The following is a 16,643-nucleotide window of genomic DNA, read 5'->3' as shown; positions in this document are numbered from 1 at the left end:
GGGGCGGCGGGTGCCGGGGCCGAGGGGACCGGGCCCGTCGGGGAGGGCTGCTGCTGCGGGGACTGCGGACGCTCGAAGCCGTTGCCCTGCGGGAACCCGCCCTGGCCGGGGGCCGGGGGAGTCGGACGGGAGGCGGGAGCACCGGCCGGACCGCGGCCCGGCAGCGGGGCACCGCCGCCGAAGGCGCCGTCGGCGAAGCCGCCCTGGCCCTGGGAGGTCGGGGCACCCGGCATGCCGGTCATGCCCGGACCGCCCTGCGGACGGGCGCTCGGGCCGCCCTGCTGCGGACGCGTACCGGGACCGCCCTGCGGGCCCTGCTGGCCCGGACCGCCGTCGCGGCCCGGCAGTGCGGCACGCTGGGCGCCGCCGGAGACCTGACCGCGCTGCTGGCCGGCACCGACGGGCTGGCGTGCGCCGCCGCCCGGGACCGAACCCTGCGCCGGAGCACCCGGCATGCCCTGCGGAGCACCGGAGCCTGCACCGCCGGGACCGCCCTGGCCACCCTGGCCCGGCATCGGACCCGGCTTCTTGCCGCCCTGGGCGACGTCCACCGGCAGCATGACGAGGGCCGTCGTACCGCCCGAGTCGGACGGGCGCAGCTGGATGCGGATGCCGTGTCGCAGGGACAGGCGGCCGACCACGAACAGGCCCATGCGGCGGGAGACGGAGACGTCCACGGTCGGCGGCGACGCGAGCCGCTCGTTGATCGCGGCGAGGTCCTCGGGGGAGAGGCCGATGCCGGTGTCGTGGATCTCGACGAGCACGCGCCCGTCGGGCAGCGCGTGACCGGTGACCTTGACCTTCGTCTGCGGGGAGGAGAACGAGGTGGCGTTCTCCAGCAGCTCGGCGAGGAGGTGCACGAGGTCGTTGACGACGCGGCCGGCGACGTCGGTGCCGGGCACCGACGCCAGTTCGATGCGCTCGTACTGCTCCACCTCGGACGCGGCGGCACGGAGCACGTCGACGAGCGGGACGGGGCGGGTCCACCGGCGGCCCGGCTCCTCGCCCGCGAGGACGAGGAGGTTTTCGCCGTTACGGCGCATGCGGGTCGCGAGGTGGTCGAGCTTGAAGAGCGAGGACAGCTGGTCCGGGTCGGCCTCGCGCGACTCCAGCTCGGAGATGAGCGAGAGCTGACGCTGGATGAGGCCCTGCGAACGGCGCGAGAGGTTGGTGAACATCGCGTTGACGTTGCCCCGGAGGAGGGCCTGCTCGGCGGCGAGGCGGACGGCCTCGCGGTGCACGTCGTCGAAGGCCGCGGCCACCTGGCCGATCTCGTCGCGGGTGTGCAGACCGACCGACTCCACGGACGTGTCCACGTCCTGCGGGTCGGACTCGGACAGCTGCTTGACGAGCTCGGGCAGTCGGTCCTGGGCGACCCGGGTCGCGGTGTCCTGCAGGCGGCGCAGCGAGCGGATCATCGACCGCGCCATGACGAACGCGCCGACGAGGGACACGCCGAGGACGAGCAGGATCAGGGCACCGTTGATGATGGCGTCCTGCTGCGAGGAGTTCTTGAGCTCGCGGGCCTTCTGCTCCATGTCCTCGAGCAGGGTCAGCTCGATGACCTTCATGGCCTGGAGCTTGGTGTCATCCGCGTCGTACCAGTCCATCCAGGACCGGTTCTTCTCCTTGCCGAACTGCCCCTGGGTGCTCAGGACGCGGCGCGCGTAGTGGTCGGCGGTGCCGATCTCCGTGTTGCCGTCGCCGAGCGCCGCGAGGAGTTCCTCGGGCTTGCCCTGGTAGACGAGTTCGAAGGTCTTCTTCGCCTGGCTCTCGCCGCGGAGCGCGGAGAGGGCGTACAGACGGTCGTTCTCGGTGAGCGTGCCCGGCTTCTCGCTGCTCTCGGGGAGCGAGGCGGCGATGACGGCGCGCTGGATCGAGGCGTACTCCTTGGCGGAGGAGAAGGCCGCCAGGGCACGCGTACGCTTGATCATCTCCGGGCTGGAGGTGGCCTGCGCCATGTCCTGGGAGAGCGAGAGCAGCGAGACGATCAGCGCGTTGTACTCGGTGACGGTCTGCTGGGCGCCGTTCTGGTACGCCTTCTTGCGGATTTCCTCGATGCCGGTGAGCTGGCGGCCGATCTGCAGGATGTTGTTGCGGATCGACTTGAGGGTCTCGTCCTTGTCCTCCGCGCTGTCGACCTTGTCGGTCGCGGCCTGGAAGGCCTTCGCGGCGGCGTCGGTCTGATCGCGTACGCCCGCGACGAGGCTGTTGGGCTTGCCCGACCGGTCGACCGACAGCGGACCCGCCGACTTGTCCCGCTCCTCCTGGAGCATGGCGGCCAGGTTGGTGGCCTGCCGGGTCATCGTCGTGAGCAGCTGCATGTGCTCCAGCTGGCTGATGTCGTTCAGCGAGTCGTTGATGCGGAAGCCACCGAGCGTGGTGGCGGCGACGACCGGCAGGGTCAGCAGCGACACGAGTCGCGTGCTGATGCGCCAGTTCTGCATGGCGAATCGCGAACCGGGCCCGCTGGGGGCCTTCGGTATCGCCACGTCCTTGTCGGCCGGCTCTTCGCTCTTCGTCTTGCCCCGGGGCTTGAGGCGCGCCTTCGCCTTCACCGCGTTCACCGTGGTGGAGGAGTCGGGGCCTGTGCCATCGGCAGCCGGCCCGCGGTTCTGGGCGTGCTGGGGCGAGGAGCCACGGTCGGTCCCGCCGCGCGGCTCCTGCTCCGCCGCAGCGCTGCCATCCCTCTTGAATCGTCCCTGCACTAGCGTCGCAACCTCTGGACCAGGCGTCCCGCCGGGCGACCGGTGGGACGGTGTCGAGTCGTGGGGCATTTCGGCCCCATGGTGGTCGTCGGTGACCGGCGCGTCTCCCTCTCCTTGCCGCCGCGCGCGGCGCTGTGTCGCGCCACCTGCGCGCCGGCTGTTCCCGCGGCGGTCCCGCGAATTCCAGCACAGTGGCGGATCTCCAACAAGGTGCGCGTGTCGGCCTGGCGTGGTGGTGACTTTCCGCAGTGGGAGCATCACACCGTGTGGGCCGCGTTTCAGGGCGAACCGGACTTACGTCGACCAAACGCGGTGGCTGGCAAGGTGTCCCAGTCGAGATGATCAGGAGCGGAATGGCTGATTCAGTGGCGCAATGTCCGTTTCGCCGCCCGAAATTGACTGCCTGCTATGCCCGTATTGTCGGGTCACGGGTGAGCAAACTCACACAGTCGTGGCCATTACTTCCCGGTTGGGCCGGGGAATCGGATGTTTAGCCTTGCCCTTTACAGGGTTGAAGGATCCGACAACCCCCACCCCACAACACGAGCCGAGGGCCCGAAACACCGTGAAGACGACGATGATGTTCCGCAACATAGCCAACCCCCGCCGCACCACCCTCGCGCACCTCAAGGACGCCGAAGAGCTGCAGGCGATCGAGGCTCCGGAGCACGCCGTCGAGCTGCCCGCCCAGACCGCGAACCCGCGCCGCACGATCCTGATGGACGCGCCGGTCGCCGCCGCGCAGTAGGCCACTCGGGAAAAGGAGCGCGAAGCGCCGCTGCCCTCCGCGTTAGCCTGGACACGCAGACTCCAGCCGGCGGAAATACAGAGGGGCAGACGCAACACGTGCGCATCGCCAGGTTCTCCATCGACGGCAATGTCGCGTTCGGCGCGGTCGAGGGCAGCACTGCCCCCGGCGCCGAGGGTGAGCTCGTCCTCGACATCATCAAGGGCATTCCGTTCGCGGACTTCGAGCTCTCGGGCACGAAGGTCCCGCTGAACAAGGTCCGGCTGCTGCCGCCCGTGCTCCCGAACAAGGTCGTGGCCATCGGCCGCAACTACGCGGAGCACGCGGCAGAGCTCGGCAACGCCATCTTCGACGATCAAGGCCGTCCCGAGGCGCCCATCACCTTCTTCAAGCCCTCCACCTCGGTGGTCGGCCCGGGCGACCCGATCACGTACCCCTCCTTCTCGCAGGACCTCCACCACGAGGCGGAGCTCGCCGTGGTCATCGGCCGCATGTGCCGCGAGGTCCCGAAGGAGCGCGTCAAGGACGTGATCCTCGGCTACACCTGTGCCAACGACGTCACCGCGCGCGACGTCCAGCAGCGCGAGAAGCAGTGGGCCCGGGCCAAGGGCTTCGACAGCTCCTGCCCCCTCGGCCCCTGGATCGAGACCGACCTCGACCCGAGCGACCTGACCATCCAGTGCACCGTCAACGGCGAACAGCGCCAGCTCGGCCGCACCAGCGACATGGTCCGCTCCATCGAGGACCTGATCGTCCACATCACCGAGGCCATGACGCTGCTCCCCGGCGACGTCATCCTCACGGGGACCCCGGCCGGAGTCGGCCCCCTGAACGTCGGCGACGAGGTCGCCGTCACCATCGAAGGCATCGGCACTCTCACCAACAAGGTGATCAAGCGTGGCTAACGCGAACTACCGCGTCCGTTTCTGTCCCTCCCCGACCGGCAACCCCCACGTGGGCCTGGTCCGGACCGCCCTGTTCAACTGGGCGTTCGCCCGGCACCACGGCGGTACGTTCGTCTTCCGCATCGAGGACACCGACGCGGCCCGCGACTCCGAGGAGTCGTACGAGCAGCTGCTCGACTCGCTGCGCTGGCTCGGCTTCACCTGGGACGAGGGCCCCGAGGTCGGCGGCCCGCACGCCCCGTACCGCCAGTCCGAGCGCATGGACATCTACGCGGACGTGGCCCAGCGCCTGCGCGAGGGCGGGTACGCGTACGACTGCTACTGCACGACCGAGGAGCTGGACGCGCGCCGCGCCGCCGCCCGCGCCGCCGGCAAGCCCTCCGGCTACGACGGCCACTGCCGCGAGCTCACCCAGGTGCAGCTGGAGGCGTACCAGGGCGAGCACCGCCCCTCGATCGTCCGCTTCCGGATGCCCGACGAGCCGATCACCTTCACCGACCTGGTCCGCGGCGAGCTGACCTTCACCCCGGAGAACGTGCCGGACTTCGGCATCCTGCGGGCCAACGGCGCGCCGCTCTACACGCTCGTCAACCCGGTCGACGACGCGCTGATGCAGATCACGCACGTGCTCCGCGGCGAGGACCTGCTGTCCTCCACCCCGCGCCAGATCGCGCTGTACAAGGCGCTGATCGAGATCGGCGTCGCCACGGACGTCCCGCGCTTCGGCCACCTGCCGTACGTGATGGGCGAGGGCAACAAGAAGCTCTCCAAGCGCGACCCCGAGTCCTCGCTCAACCTGTACCGCGAGCGCGGCTTCCTGCCCGAGGGCCTGCTGAACTACCTCTCGCTCCTCGGCTGGTCCTTCTCCAAGGACCAGGACGTCTTCTCGATCGAGGAGATGGTGGCGAAGTTCGACATCGACGGCGTGAACGCCAACCCGGCGCGCTTCGACCTCAAGAAGGCCGAGTCGATCAACGGCGACCACATCCGCCTCCTCGACCCGAAGGCCTTCGCGGACGCCTGCACCCCGTGGCTGCGGGCGCCGCACGCCAACTGGGAGCCCGAGGACTTCGACGCCGAGGCCTGGGCGGCCATCGCGCCGTACGCCCAGACCCGCGTGACGGTCCTGTCCGACATCACGGCCAACGTCGACTTCCTGTTCCTGAAGGAGCCGGTCGAGGACCAGCCGTCGTGGGACAAGGCGATGAAGGGCGAGCCCGCGGCCCTCCTGACCACCGCCCGCGCCAACCTGGACGCCGCCGACTGGAGCGACCCCGAGTCCCTCAAGCAGGCCGTCCTGACCGCCGGCGAGGCCCACGGCCTCAAGCTCGGCAAGGCGCAGGCCCCGGTCCGCGTGGCGGTCACCGGCCGCACGGTCGGCCTGCCGCTCTTCGAGTCCCTCCAGATCCTGGGCAAGGAGCGCTCGCTGTCCCGCATCGACGCGGCCCTGGCGAAGCTCGCCGCGTAGGCGCAGCCCGTACGCAGGCCCCCGGGGGGCGGCAGCCGGACATCCCGGCGGCCGCCCCCCGACGCGTCGTCCGGGCGCCCGCGGACTTCCGCGGGCGCCCGGTGCCGGGGCCGCGGACTTGGGCAAACCCTTCAGGTGGCGCCCGGCGATGTCGTAGCGTCGGAGGCATGCCGATCCGCGCCGTGCTGTGGGACATCGACGACACCCTGTTCGACTACACCGGGGCGGACAGCGCCGGCCTCGCGCGCCGGCTCGCCGAGGAGGGCATCGCGCAGCGCTACGGGTCCCCCGCGCAGGCGCTCGCGCTGTGGCGCGAGATCACGACCCGCCACTGGGACCGCTTCGCCGCCGGAGAGGTGGACTTCCAGGAGCAGCGCCGGGACCGCGTACGGGACTTCCTCGGCGAGCCCGGAATGAGCTCCGCCGGGGCCGATGGCTGGTTCGACCGGTACGTCGAGCACTACAAGGCCGCCTGGACGCTTTTCCCCGACGTCGTGCCCGTACTGGACGCCCTCGCGGGCCGCTACCGGCACGGGGTGCTCTCCAACTCCTCCGAGGCCAACCAGGACCCGAAGCTGCGCCGTCTCGGCCTGCGCGAGCGCTTCGAGGTGCTGGTCTGCGCCGCGGAACTGGGCGTCAGCAAGCCCGAGGCGCGGGCCTTCCTCGCCGCCTGCGAGGCCCTCGGACTGCCGCCGGGCGATGTCGCGTACGTGGGGGACCAGCCGGAGATCGACGCGCGCGGGGCCCGGGACGCCGGGCTGACCGCGGTCTGGCTCGACCGGGACGGCGCGCGCGGGCCGGGCCCCGACGGCGTGCACCGGATCGACGGCCTCGCCCGGCTCCCGGAGCTGCTGGCCTCGGATACCCGTTTTGGAGCACGGTCAGGCATCCGGTAATGTTCTTTCTGCGCCGCCGGAGCGGGCCGAAAGGCCGGACGGAGGCGCCACTCGAAAGAAAAGCCCCCCAGGGGGTTGACTTTTGGTGGGGTATAGTGTAATTGGCAACACGAGGGTTTCTGGTTCCCTTATTCTAGGTTCGAGTCCTGGTACCCCAGCGCAGTGCAGCAGTAACGCAGTGCTTTGCCCCCGTTGTGTAGCGGCCTAGCACGCCGCCCTCTCAAGGCGGTAGCGCCGGTTCGAATCCGGTCGGGGGTACAGATCCTTCCCGCAAGATCTCCATTGGGTAGCTCCCGGACGTCTTGATGCAGGATCGCTAGGGCCCCCGTTGTGTAGCGGCCTAGCACGCCGCCCTCTCAAGGCGGTAGCGCCGGTTCGAATCCGGTCGGGGGTACTGGTCTGGTATAGACCACATTGGGCTATGGTGTAATTGGCAACACGAAGGTTTCTGGTTCCTTTGTTCTAGGTTCGAGTCCTGGTAGCCCAGCGCAGTACAGAGCAAGCCCCCGTTGTGTAGCGGCCTAGCACGCCGCCCTCTCAAGGCGGTAGCGCCGGTTCGAATCCGGTCGGGGGTACGCACCGAAGAGGCCCTCCGCGTTCATCGCGGAGGGCCTCTTCGCTGTTCCCGTACACACTCCGGCGCCGGGCCCGCACAAGTGCGGGCCCGGAGGCGCGTGTTCGGACGTGTGCGGCGTCGTACGCGCCCCCGGGCCCGGGGGACGGGGGAGTGGCCTGCGGCCGGGAGGGCGTCAGCCGGAGCGGCGCAGGGCCTCCGACAGGCGGGCGGCCGCGTCGATGACGGCCTGGGCGTGCATCCGGCCCGGGTGGCGGGTCAGGCGCTCGATCGGCCCGGAGACCGACACGGCGGCCACCACGCGGTTCGACGGCCCGCGCACCGGAGCGGAGACGGACGCCACGCCGGGCTCCCGCTCGCCGATCGACTGCGCCCAGCCGCGGCGCCGTACGCCCGACAGGGCCGTCGCCGTGAAGCGCGCGCCCTGCAGCCCGCGGTGGAGCCGCTCGGGCTCCTCCCAGGCCATCAGGATCTGCGCGGCCGAGCCCGCCTTCATCGGGAGCGTCGAGCCCACCGGGACGGTGTCCCGCAGACCCGACAGCCGCTCGGCGGCCGCCACGCAGATGCGCATGTCTCCCTGACGGCGGTAGAGCTGCGCGCTCTCGCCCGTCACGTCACGGAGGTGGGTGAGTACCGGTCCCGCCGTGGCCAGCAGGCGGTCCTCGCCGGCCGCGGCGGCGAGCTCCGCCAGCCGCGGTCCGAGGATGAACCGGCCCTGCATGTCCCTCGCCACCATCCGGTGGTGTTCCAGTGCCACGGCCAGGCGATGTGCCGTGGGTCGTGCGAGCCCTGTCGCCGCGACCAGCCCGGCGAGGGTGGCCGGACCGGACTCCAGTGCGCTCAATACCAGAGCTGCCTTGTCGAGAACGCCGACGCCGCTAGAGTTGTCCATGAAACGATATTCGCGTCTCACACTGTGAAACGCAAGTTCAATTTTTCCAAGAACCAGCGAGTCTGTATGTACGGGTCCACGAACCACTGGATCCGGGACGGTGAGCCGGAGGGAAAGCGATGGGTAGGACACTCGCGGAGAAGGTCTGGGACGACCACGTCGTCCGGCGAGCCGAGGGCGAGCCCGACCTCCTCTTCATTGATCTGCACCTGCTGCACGAGGTGACCAGCCCCCAGGCCTTCGAGGGCCTGAGGCAGGCAGGCCGCAAGGTCCGGCGGCTCGACCTCACCATCGCCACCGAGGACCACAACACCCCCACCCTGGACATCGACAAGCCGATCGCGGACCCGGTCTCCCGGGCCCAGCTGGAGACGCTGCGGGCGAACTGCGCCGAGTTCGGCGTGCGCCTGCACTCCCTGGGCGATGTCGAGCAGGGCGTCGTCCACGTGGTGGGACCGCAGCTGGGCCTGACCCAGCCGGGCACCACCGTGGTCTGCGGCGACTCGCACACCTCCACGCACGGCGCCTTCGGCGCGCTGGCCTTCGGCATCGGCACCAGCCAGGTCGAGCACGTGCTGGCCACCCAGACGCTGCCGCTGGCCCGCCCGAAGACGATGGCGATCACCGTCACCGGCGAGCTGGCCGAGGGCGTCACCGCCAAGGACCTGATCCTGGCGATCATCGCGAAGATCGGCACCGGCGGCGGCCAGGGCTACATCCTGGAATACCGCGGCGAGGCCGTCGAGAAGCTCTCGATGGAAGCGCGCATGACCATCTGCAACATGTCGATCGAGGCCGGCGCCCGCGCGGGCATGATCGCCCCCGACCAGACCACCTTCGACTACCTGAAGGGCCGCGACCACGCCCCCGAGGGCGCGGACTGGGACGCGGCGGTCGCGTACTGGCAGACCCTGCGCACCGACGAGGACGCGGTCTTCGACGCCGAGGTCGTCATCGACGGCACCACCCTGTCGCCGTTCGTCACCTGGGGCACCAACCCGGGCCAGGGCGCGCCCCTGTCGGCCAACGTCCCCGACCCTGCTTCGTACGAGGACGCTTCGGAGCGCCACGCCGCCGAAAAGGCCCTGGAGTACATGGGGTTGACGGCCGGGCAGCCGCTGCGCGAGATCAAGGTCGACACCGTCTTCGTAGGTTCGTGCACCAACGGCCGCATCGAGGACCTGCGCGCCGTCGCCTCCATCGTCGAGGGCCGCAAAGTCGCCGACGGCGTACGGATGCTGGTCGTCCCGGGCTCCGTCCGGGTCGCCCTGCAGGCCGTGGAGGAGGGCCTGGACAAGGTCTTCAAGGAGGCCGGCGCCGAATGGCGGCACGCGGGCTGCTCGATGTGCCTGGGCATGAACCCCGACCAACTGGCCCCCGGTGAGCGCTCCGCGTCCACCTCCAACCGCAACTTCGAGGGCCGGCAGGGCAAGGGCGGGCGGACCCACCTGGTCTCCCCGCAGGTGGCCGCCGCCACCGCGGTGCTGGGCCACCTGGCCTCGCCCGCCGACCTGTCCGACGCCACCGCGACCGCCGGAGTCTGAACCATGGAAGCCTTCACCACCCACACCGGCCGGGCCGTCCCGCTGCGCCGCTCCAACGTCGACACCGACCAGATCATCCCGGCCCACTGGCTGAAGAAGATCACCCGCGACGGGTTCGAGGACGGGCTCTTCGAGGCCTGGCGCAAGGACCCCGAGTTCGTCACGAACCGCCCCGAGCGCCAGGGCGCGACCGTGCTGATCGCCGGTCCCGACTTCGGCACCGGCTCCTCCCGGGAGCACGCCGTCTGGGCCCTGCAGAACTTCGGGTTCAAGACGGTCATCTCCTCCCGCTTCGCCGACATCTTCCGCGGCAACTCGCTGAAGAACGGTCTGCTGACGGTGGTCCTGCCGCAGGAGACCGTGGACCGGCTGTGGGAGCTGACCGAGGCCGACCCGACCGCCGAGGTGACGGTCGACCTGGTCGACCGCCAGGTCCGCGCGGCGGGAATCGAGGCGGAGTTCGAACTCGACGACAACGCCCGCTGGCGTCTGCTGGAGGGCCTGGACGACATCTCGCTCACCCTTCAGAACGAAGCGGACATCGACACGTACGAAAGCGCCCGACCGAGCTTCAAGCCGCGCACGATTAGGGTCTGATTCCAGCCTGATCAGCGCTTATTCACCTTCGGGTGATCACATCGACAACACTGTGCCCCCCGCCTTCCGGCGGGGGGCACAGCCGTGTGTTGAGGCCCCGTGAGGCGACAACTCGCCCCAGATGGCACAATCTGTGCATGGAACGCGACAGTCAACTTGAGCTCTACGAACTCGTCGCGGACCGGCTGAAAGAAGCACACGCAAGGGTGCGCACACTGCAAGTCCCGGAGGGCGTAAGGATGGCGCTGTCCCGGAAGCTGTTGGTCGTCACGGCCGCGGCGAAGCACGATCTCGCCGATGCGGCAAGGCGCCTGGACAGGTTGATGAAGGACCTCGACGAGGGTCGATTCCCTGAAGGCGACTGATGCGAAGGAACTCCGTAACGACCTACACCGTTGCGGCACTAGGGTGATTAGCCCGTTTCGTGTTTGATTTGCGGTATATATCCGCCTAACGTGCGAAATAAGCTTGAACACATTCGTTCTGGCGAAGTCTCCGAAGGGGAAGACGTGAACAAGGCGCAGCTCGTAGAAGCGATTGCCGACAAGCTGGGCGGCCGCCAGCAGGCCGCGGACGCTGTCGACGCGGTACTGGACGCGATGGTCCGCGCTGTGGTCGCGGGCGACCGGGTCTCGGTCACGGGCTTCGGCTCGTTCGAGAAGGTCGACCGCCCGGCCCGCTACGCCCGCAACCCGCAGACGGGTGAGCGCGTCCGGGTCAAGAAGACCTCTGTTCCCCGCTTCCGCGCGGGCCAGGGCTTCAAGGACCTGGTCGCGGGCACCAAGAAGCTGCCCAAGGGCGGCGAGGTGTCGGTGAAGAAGGCGCCCAAGGGCAGCCTTTCCGGCGGAGCTTCCGCGACGGTCAAGAAGGCCGCGGCCAAGAAGGCCACCACCGCCAAGAAGGCGGCGGCGAAGACCGCGGTCGCCAAGAAGACCACCGCGAAGAAGGCCGTCGCGAAGAAGGTGGTCGCCAAGACCGCCGCGAAGAAGACCACGGCGACGGCGAAGAAGACCACCGCCACGGCCAAGAAGGCCGCGACGACGGCGAAGAAGACCACCGCCACCGCCAAGAAGACGGCTCCGGCGGCCAAGAAGGCCACCGCGAAGACCACGGCGCCCGCCAAGAAGACGACGGCGCGCAAGACCACCGCGAAGAAGACCACGGCCCGCAAGAAGTAAGGCCACGAGTCACACACGCCGGGCCGGCTTCCCCCTCCTGGGGAAGCCGGCCCGCGGTGCTGTTCGTGCAGGTCAGAAGGTTTGCAGGGTGACCAGCGTGATCCGCAGGGCCGGCCCCTCGCCGTCCGTCTCGATCCGGACCCGCTGCCCGGGCCGCAGCAGCCTCAGGCCGCCCGCGTCGAAGGCCGGGGCCTCGAAGGGCACCGGGGTGCCGTCGTCCAGCAGCACACTGCCGCTGCGGGTCTGGGAGTCGTACGTGTACGCGGTCGCCTGCATACGGGCACTGTATCGGGCCGTGTGACGGCCCACACCGAGGGCGAGGGCCGTCCGCAGATCCGCTCCCGTGTCCACGTCCCGGCGTACGCTCTCGACGTCCGCGAGAGCTATTTCCGCAGCTCCCGAGGCCGAATGCCGAGCGCGTGAAGGGCCCCCGAACGAGGGTGCCAATTCCACGTCCGGCGCAGCGGAAAGCAGGGTCGTGCCGATTCCCGCGGCGTCCGCCAGAAATGCCCGCGGAAATACGGATGCGGCTTCGAGCACGCGTAGCAATTCCGGCGGCCGCAGCGCGGGAAGATCCGCGTTCAGCGCGGCCACCGCCGCCCCGGGCCGGGCCCGGCGCATCTCCCGCGCTCCGTGGGCCAGTGCCGCGTTGAGCCCGGCGGCCGGGGCGTCCGGCACGATCCGCGCCCCCAGCCGCGCCAGTTCCTTTCCGGCCTCCGCGTCGTCCGTGACGACCACCACATCCGCGACCGCCGCGCAGGCCAGCGCCGCCGCCACGGTGTCCTGGGCGAACGCCAGCGCGAGCCCGGCGCGGGACGCGCCCACGGCCGACGCCAGACGGCTCTTGGCCGCCGCCAGGGGCTTCAGCGGGACCACCAGACTCCAGACCGCGTTCGTGGCGGCCCCCTTCCCTCCGGTGCGCGTCCGTCCATGCGTGGACCATGACCGGGTCACGGCCAGGTCATGCGTCGGCCCATTGTCGCCGCTGCCCGGTCGACCCGGAGGTCCGGTGCTCCGGGCGAGGCGTACGGTGTTCTCGACAGAGACCGGACCTGAGGCCACACTTGTCCGCCCAGGGGTGCCCAAGCCGCGCACCGGTCCTAGAGGAAGGTGCACGAGTGTCCCGCCGCAGAATCGGCTTCTGGTACCGCCTGGCAGCGGTCATCGCAAAACCGCCGCTGGTGGTGCTCTTCAAGCGGGACTGGCGGGGAATGGATCACATTCCGGCCGACGGCGGGTTTATCACGGCCGTCAATCACAACTCGTATCTGGACCCGCTCTCCTACGCGCACTTCCAGTACAACACCGGCCGGGTGCCCCGATTGCTCGCGAAGGCGGCCCTCTTCAGGGTCCCCATTGTCGGCGCGATCCTGCGCGGCTCCGGCCAGATCCCCGTCTACCGCGAGACCACCAACGCCCTCGACGCATTCCGGGCAGCCGTGGACGCGATCGAGCGCGGCGAATGCGTGGCCTTTTATCCGGAGGGCACCCTCACCCGCGATCCGGACATGTGGCCGATGGCCGGCAAGACCGGCGCGGCGCGGGTGGCGCTGATGACCAAGGCGCCCGTCATCCCGGTGGCCCAGTGGGGCGCGAACCTCGCCATGCCGCCGTACGCCAAGGAGAACAAGGTCCGGCTGTTCCCGCGCAAGACCCTCCGGGTGCTGGCCGGACCCCCCGTGGACCTCTCCGAGTTCTACGACCGGGAGCCCACCCCGGACGTGCTCAAGGAGGTCACCGAGACCATCATGGCGGCCATCACGGAGCTGCTGGAGGAGCTGCGCGGCGAGAAGGCGCCCGAGCAGCCGTACGACCATCGCAAGGCCAGGCTGGAACAGCGGCGCAAGGCCGCGGGGGAGGACCAGAAGTGACACGTCCCGTGAAGGCGGCCGTCTTCGGAACCGGCTCCTGGGGCACGGCCTTCGGCATGGTGCTCGCCGACGCAGGCTGCGAGGTGACCCTGTGGGGCCGCCGCAGCGAGGTCGTCGACGCCATCAACACCGGCCGGACCAACCCGGACTACTTCCCGGACGTCGAACTCCCCGCGAACATGCGCGCCACCACCGACCCGGCCGAGGCCGCGGCCGGCGCCGACTTCGCGGTCCTCGCCATCCCCTCCCAGACCCTGCGCGGCAACCTCGCCGAATGGGCCCCGCTCCTGCCCGCCGACGCCGTGCTCGTCTCCCTCATGAAGGGGATCGAACTCGGCAGCGCCAAGCGCATGAGCGAGGTCATCGAAGAGGTGGCCAAGGTCCCCGCCGAGCGCGTCGCCGTCGTCACCGGCCCCAACCTGGCCCGTGAGATCGCCGCCCGGCAGCCCGCCGCCGCCGTGGTCGCCTGCTCCGACGAGGCCGTCGCGCAGCGCCTCCAGGCCGCCTGCCACACCCCGTACTTCCGCCCGTACACGAGCACCGACGTCATCGGCTGCGAGCTGGGCGGCGCCGTCAAGAACGTCATCGGCCTCGCCGTCGGCATCGCGGACGGCATGGGCCTGGGCGACAACACCAAGGGCTCCCTCATCACCCGCGGCCTGGCCGAAGCGACCCGGCTGGGCGTGGCGATGGGCGCCGACCCGCTCACCTTCTCCGGCCTGGCGGGCCTCGGCGACCTCGTCGCCACCTGCTCCTCGCCGCTCTCCCGCAACCACACCTTCGGCACCAACCTCGGCCGCGGAATGACGCTGGAGGAGACCATCGCGGTCACCAAGCAGACCGCCGAAGGCGTCAAGTCCTGCCAGTCGGTGGCCGATCTGGCCCGCCGCCACGGGGTGGACATGCCGATCACCGACACCGTCGTCGACATCGTCCACCACGGCAAGCCGCCGCTGGTCGCACTGAAGGAACTGATGGGGCGCAGCGCCAAACCGGAACGCCGCTGACTCCTTTCCGGACGCCCGACCGGGTATCGTCGTGGCGATATGAGCAGCGAGAACCTCCCCCAGACCCCTGAGCAGCAGGGCCGCAAGCCCCGCGTGGCCGTCGTGTTCGGCGGCCGCAGCTCGGAACACGCCATCTCGGTCGTCACCGCGGGCGCCGTGCTGCGCTCCATCGACCGGTCCAAGTACGAGGTGCTGCCCATCGGCATCACCACGGACGGCCGGTGGGCGCTGACCGCCGACGAGCCCGCGCGGATGGCCATCGCCGACCGCAAGCTCCCGAGCGTCGAGGAGCTCGCGGACTCCGAGGACGGCGCCGTCGTGCTCTCCGTCGACCCGGCCAACCGCGAGGTCGTCTACACCGAGCCGGGCGCCGTCCCCAAGGCGCTGGGCGAGGTCGACGTCGTCTTCCCGATGCTGCACGGCCCTTACGGCGAGGACGGCACCCTGCAGGGCCTCCTGGAGCTCTCCGGCATCCCGTACGTCGGCTCGGGCGTCCTCGCCTCGGCCGTCGGCCAGGACAAGGAGTACATGAAGCGGGTCTTCACCTCCTTCGGCCTCCCCGTCGGCCCGTACGTGACCATCCGGCCCCGCGAGTGGGACGCCGACCGGGACGCCGCGACGGCGCGGATCCTGGACTTCGCCGGCGAGCACGGCTGGCCGCTCTTCATCAAGCCCGCCCGGGCCGGCTCCTCCATCGGCATCACCAAGGTCGACGACGTCTCCGGCCTGGACGCGGCGGTCCGCGAGGCCCAGCGCCACGACCCGAAGATCATCGTGGAGGCGCTGCTGCGCGGCCGCGAGATCGAGTGCGGGGTGCTGGAGTTCGAGGACGGGCCGCGCGCGAGCGTGCCCGCCGAGATCCCTCCGGTCTCCAGCCACGACTTCTATGACTTCGAGGCGAAGTACATCGACTCCGCCTCCGGGCTGGTGCCCGCCCCGCTCACCCCGGAGCAGACCGCCGAGGTGCAGCGGCTCGCGATCGAGGCCTTCGACGCCGCGTCCTGCGAGGGCCTGGTGCGCGCCGACTTCTTCCTCACGGAGGACGGCACGTTCGTCATCAACGAGATCAACACGATGCCGGGCTTCACCCCGATCTCCATGTACCCGCGGATGTGGCAGGAGTCGGGCGTCGAGTACCCGGAGCTGGTGGACCGCCTGATCCAGGCGGCCCTGAGCCGCTCCACCGGCCTGCGCTAGCAGCAGCCGAAGGCGCCGTACATGCCGACCGCCCGCCGGGATTCCCGGCGGGCGGTCGGTGTGCGAGGGGTGTCCGGCCGGCGTCAGTACGAGGAGATGCCCTCGGGGACGGTCCTGGCCACCACGGTGGACAGCCCGACCAGCATCCCCGCATCCGTGGCATGCTCCTTGTCGACCCGGACCTCGGTGTACGCGAGCCGCATCCCGGTGATGAACCGGAAGCCCCCGCCGGCGCTGTCGGGGACCTTCAGCGCCAGCCACCGGACGCCGTTCACCTCGACGCCCTCCTGCTTCAGATCCGCCATCTCGGGGGGTTTGGGGATACCGCACCGCAGTACGATCGCCGAGCCGCCCCACGCGGCGGTCAGATCCGACTCCGGCGCTGCCTCGCCCCGCGCCAGGCCGGCCACCGTCTCCGGGAGTTCCTTGTGCAGTGCTGCACAGAACCCCGCGACGTCGGCGGGCGGCGTGGGCGGCGGGTCCACCCGGGCTTCGGAATCACCCGGGGCACAGCCCGCGAGGGCCAGTACCGCGGCCAGTACGGGCAGGGCGGGCAGACGCACGGGCCGGCGGTGGAAGGTCATCACCGGCCAAGAGTAGACGGGGGCTACAGATGGACCACCGGGCAGGTCAGGGTGCGGGTGATGCCCTCCACCTGCTGCACCTTGGCGACGACCATGCGGCCGAGTTCGTCGACGGTGTCCGCCTGGGCGCGCACGATCACGTCGTACGGGCCCGTCACGTCCTCGGCCTGGATCACCCCCGGGATCTGGCTGATGGACTCGGCGACGAACGACGCCTTGCCCACCTCGGTCTGGATAAGGATGTACGCCTGTACCACGGAACCTCCAGGGCGGCCACGAGGATCGATTCCCCTAACCTTCGGGTGGGCCCAGGGATTCGGGTGGGCCCGGGGAAGAAGGGACGCCACGGTACCGCGTTGCCGAGCACCACGGGGAGACCCGGGGGCCCGGCGCCACGCACGGCGGGGCGTACGGAGAGCAGAAGTTGACGTATCTGTTGACGGTACCCAGAGCTGTGACGGCTCGCGACCGCAA

At 70.3% G+C, this 16,643-nt stretch carries 16 protein-coding genes and 5 tRNA genes; 16 read left to right on the top strand and 5 right to left on the bottom strand.

Translation table 11 applies throughout. The annotated features are described in order from the left end of the window. On the bottom strand, positions 1–2,708 hold a 2,708-nt coding region (locus K7B10_RS13350), incomplete at its 3' end, for a sensor histidine kinase (protein WP_229336286.1). A 565-nt stretch (positions 2,709–3,273) separates the two neighbouring features. On the opposite strand from K7B10_RS13350, the gene K7B10_RS13345 reads away from it, so the two are divergent. The 9 genes from K7B10_RS13345 to K7B10_RS13305 all read left to right on the top strand — a co-directional run bounded on the left by K7B10_RS13345 (position 3,274) and on the right by K7B10_RS13305 (position 7,300). Further along, positions 3,274–3,456 carry a hypothetical protein gene (locus tag K7B10_RS13345; RefSeq protein WP_030162856.1) on the top strand — a complete coding sequence of 61 codons (183 nt, stop codon included), beginning with the start codon at positions 3,274–3,276 and terminating at the stop codon, positions 3,454–3,456. 98 nt (positions 3,457–3,554) lie between these two features. Beyond that, complete coding sequence (locus K7B10_RS13340; RefSeq protein WP_229336285.1) at positions 3,555–4,361, top strand: fumarylacetoacetate hydrolase family protein; 807 nt, start codon at positions 3,555–3,557, stop codon at positions 4,359–4,361. Beyond that, positions 4,354–5,829 carry a glutamate--tRNA ligase gene (gene gltX / locus K7B10_RS13335; protein ID WP_229336284.1) on the top strand — a complete coding sequence of 492 codons (1,476 nt, stop codon included), beginning with the start codon at positions 4,354–4,356 and terminating at the stop codon, positions 5,827–5,829. The genes K7B10_RS13340 and gltX overlap by 8 nt, the downstream gene beginning before the upstream one ends. A gap of 167 nt (positions 5,830–5,996) precedes the next feature. Then, positions 5,997–6,725 (top strand): HAD family hydrolase, encoded by a 729-nt coding sequence (locus tag K7B10_RS13330; RefSeq protein ID WP_229336283.1) that lies wholly within the window; start codon positions 5,997–5,999, stop codon positions 6,723–6,725. An 86-nt stretch (positions 6,726–6,811) separates the two neighbouring features. After that, a tRNA-Gln gene (locus K7B10_RS13325) sits at positions 6,812–6,883 on the top strand. A gap of 27 nt (positions 6,884–6,910) precedes the next feature. After that, positions 6,911–6,983, top strand: a tRNA-Glu gene (locus K7B10_RS13320). A 63-nt stretch (positions 6,984–7,046) separates the two neighbouring features. After that, a tRNA-Glu gene (locus tag K7B10_RS13315) sits at positions 7,047–7,119 on the top strand. A gap of 21 nt (positions 7,120–7,140) precedes the next feature. Continuing rightward, positions 7,141–7,212, top strand: a tRNA-Gln gene (locus K7B10_RS13310). 15 nt (positions 7,213–7,227) lie between these two features. After that, positions 7,228–7,300, top strand: a tRNA-Glu gene (locus tag K7B10_RS13305). A gap of 174 nt (positions 7,301–7,474) precedes the next feature. Here K7B10_RS13305 and ndgR read toward each other — a convergent pair. Next, positions 7,475–8,191 (bottom strand): IclR family transcriptional regulator NdgR, encoded by a 717-nt coding sequence (gene ndgR / locus K7B10_RS13300; RefSeq protein ID WP_037837458.1) that lies wholly within the window; start codon positions 8,189–8,191, stop codon positions 7,475–7,477. Between the two features lie 119 nt (positions 8,192–8,310). On the opposite strand from ndgR, the gene leuC reads away from it, so the two are divergent. The 4 genes from leuC (at position 8,311) to K7B10_RS13280 (ending at position 11,510) form a co-directional block, all read left to right on the top strand. After that, a complete protein-coding gene (gene leuC / locus K7B10_RS13295) occupies positions 8,311–9,735 on the top strand; it encodes a 3-isopropylmalate dehydratase large subunit (RefSeq protein ID WP_229336282.1) in 1,425 nt (474 codons plus the stop codon). Positions 9,736–9,738: 3 nt separating this feature from the next. Then, a complete protein-coding gene (leuD, locus tag K7B10_RS13290) occupies positions 9,739–10,332 on the top strand; it encodes a 3-isopropylmalate dehydratase small subunit (RefSeq protein WP_229336281.1) in 594 nt (197 codons plus the stop codon). A gap of 137 nt (positions 10,333–10,469) precedes the next feature. Beyond that, a complete protein-coding gene (locus K7B10_RS13285; RefSeq protein ID WP_045945905.1) occupies positions 10,470–10,697 on the top strand; it encodes an SCO5555 family protein in 228 nt (75 codons plus the stop codon). A 144-nt stretch (positions 10,698–10,841) separates the two neighbouring features. Beyond that, the gene (locus tag K7B10_RS13280; RefSeq protein WP_229336280.1) at positions 10,842–11,510 is read left to right on the top strand and encodes an HU family DNA-binding protein; all 669 of its coding nucleotides are present in this window, start codon (positions 10,842–10,844) and stop codon (positions 11,508–11,510) included. Positions 11,511–11,582: 72 nt separating this feature from the next. Here the strand turns inward: K7B10_RS13280 and cofC are convergent, their stop codons facing one another. Beyond that, on the bottom strand, positions 11,583–12,386 hold the full coding sequence (gene cofC / locus K7B10_RS13275; protein ID WP_372481404.1) for a 2-phospho-L-lactate guanylyltransferase: 804 nt from the start codon (positions 12,384–12,386) through the stop codon (positions 11,583–11,585). A 242-nt stretch (positions 12,387–12,628) separates the two neighbouring features. Between cofC and K7B10_RS13270 the strand changes: the two genes are divergently transcribed. Genes K7B10_RS13270 through K7B10_RS13260 form a run of 3 tightly spaced genes read left to right on the top strand, consistent with a single transcriptional unit; the run spans position 12,629 to position 15,585 of the window. Further along, on the top strand, positions 12,629–13,381 hold the full coding sequence (locus tag K7B10_RS13270) for a lysophospholipid acyltransferase family protein (RefSeq protein ID WP_229336279.1): 753 nt from the start codon (positions 12,629–12,631) through the stop codon (positions 13,379–13,381). Then, on the top strand, positions 13,378–14,388 hold the full coding sequence (locus tag K7B10_RS13265; RefSeq protein WP_229336278.1) for an NAD(P)H-dependent glycerol-3-phosphate dehydrogenase: 1,011 nt from the start codon (positions 13,378–13,380) through the stop codon (positions 14,386–14,388). Before K7B10_RS13270 ends, K7B10_RS13265 begins: the two co-directional genes overlap by 4 nt. Before the next feature lie 39 nt (positions 14,389–14,427). Next, positions 14,428–15,585: a D-alanine--D-alanine ligase family protein gene (locus tag K7B10_RS13260; protein WP_229336277.1), complete on the top strand. Its 1,158-nt coding sequence runs from the start codon at positions 14,428–14,430 to the stop codon at positions 15,583–15,585. An 83-nt stretch (positions 15,586–15,668) separates the two neighbouring features. Here the strand turns inward: K7B10_RS13260 and K7B10_RS13255 are convergent, their stop codons facing one another. Together K7B10_RS13255 and K7B10_RS13250 are read right to left on the bottom strand one after the other, a co-directional pair. Beyond that, entirely contained in the window at positions 15,669–16,169 is a 501-nt protein-coding gene (locus K7B10_RS13255; protein WP_229344995.1) for a DUF3515 domain-containing protein, read from the bottom strand. Between the two features lie 23 nt (positions 16,170–16,192). Then, positions 16,193–16,426, bottom strand: a complete 234-nt coding sequence (locus tag K7B10_RS13250; RefSeq protein WP_030162831.1) for an Lrp/AsnC family transcriptional regulator — start codon at positions 16,424–16,426, stop codon at positions 16,193–16,195. Positions 16,427–16,643: the final 217 nt, after the last annotated feature.

The sequence above is a fragment of the Streptomyces flavotricini genome (assembly GCF_020639365.1).
Classification (GTDB): Bacteria; Actinomycetota; Actinomycetes; order Streptomycetales; family Streptomycetaceae; genus Streptomyces; species Streptomyces flavotricini.
Note: the sequence above shows the minus strand (reverse complement) of the source record. Positions and strands in the feature narration are given on the sequence as shown.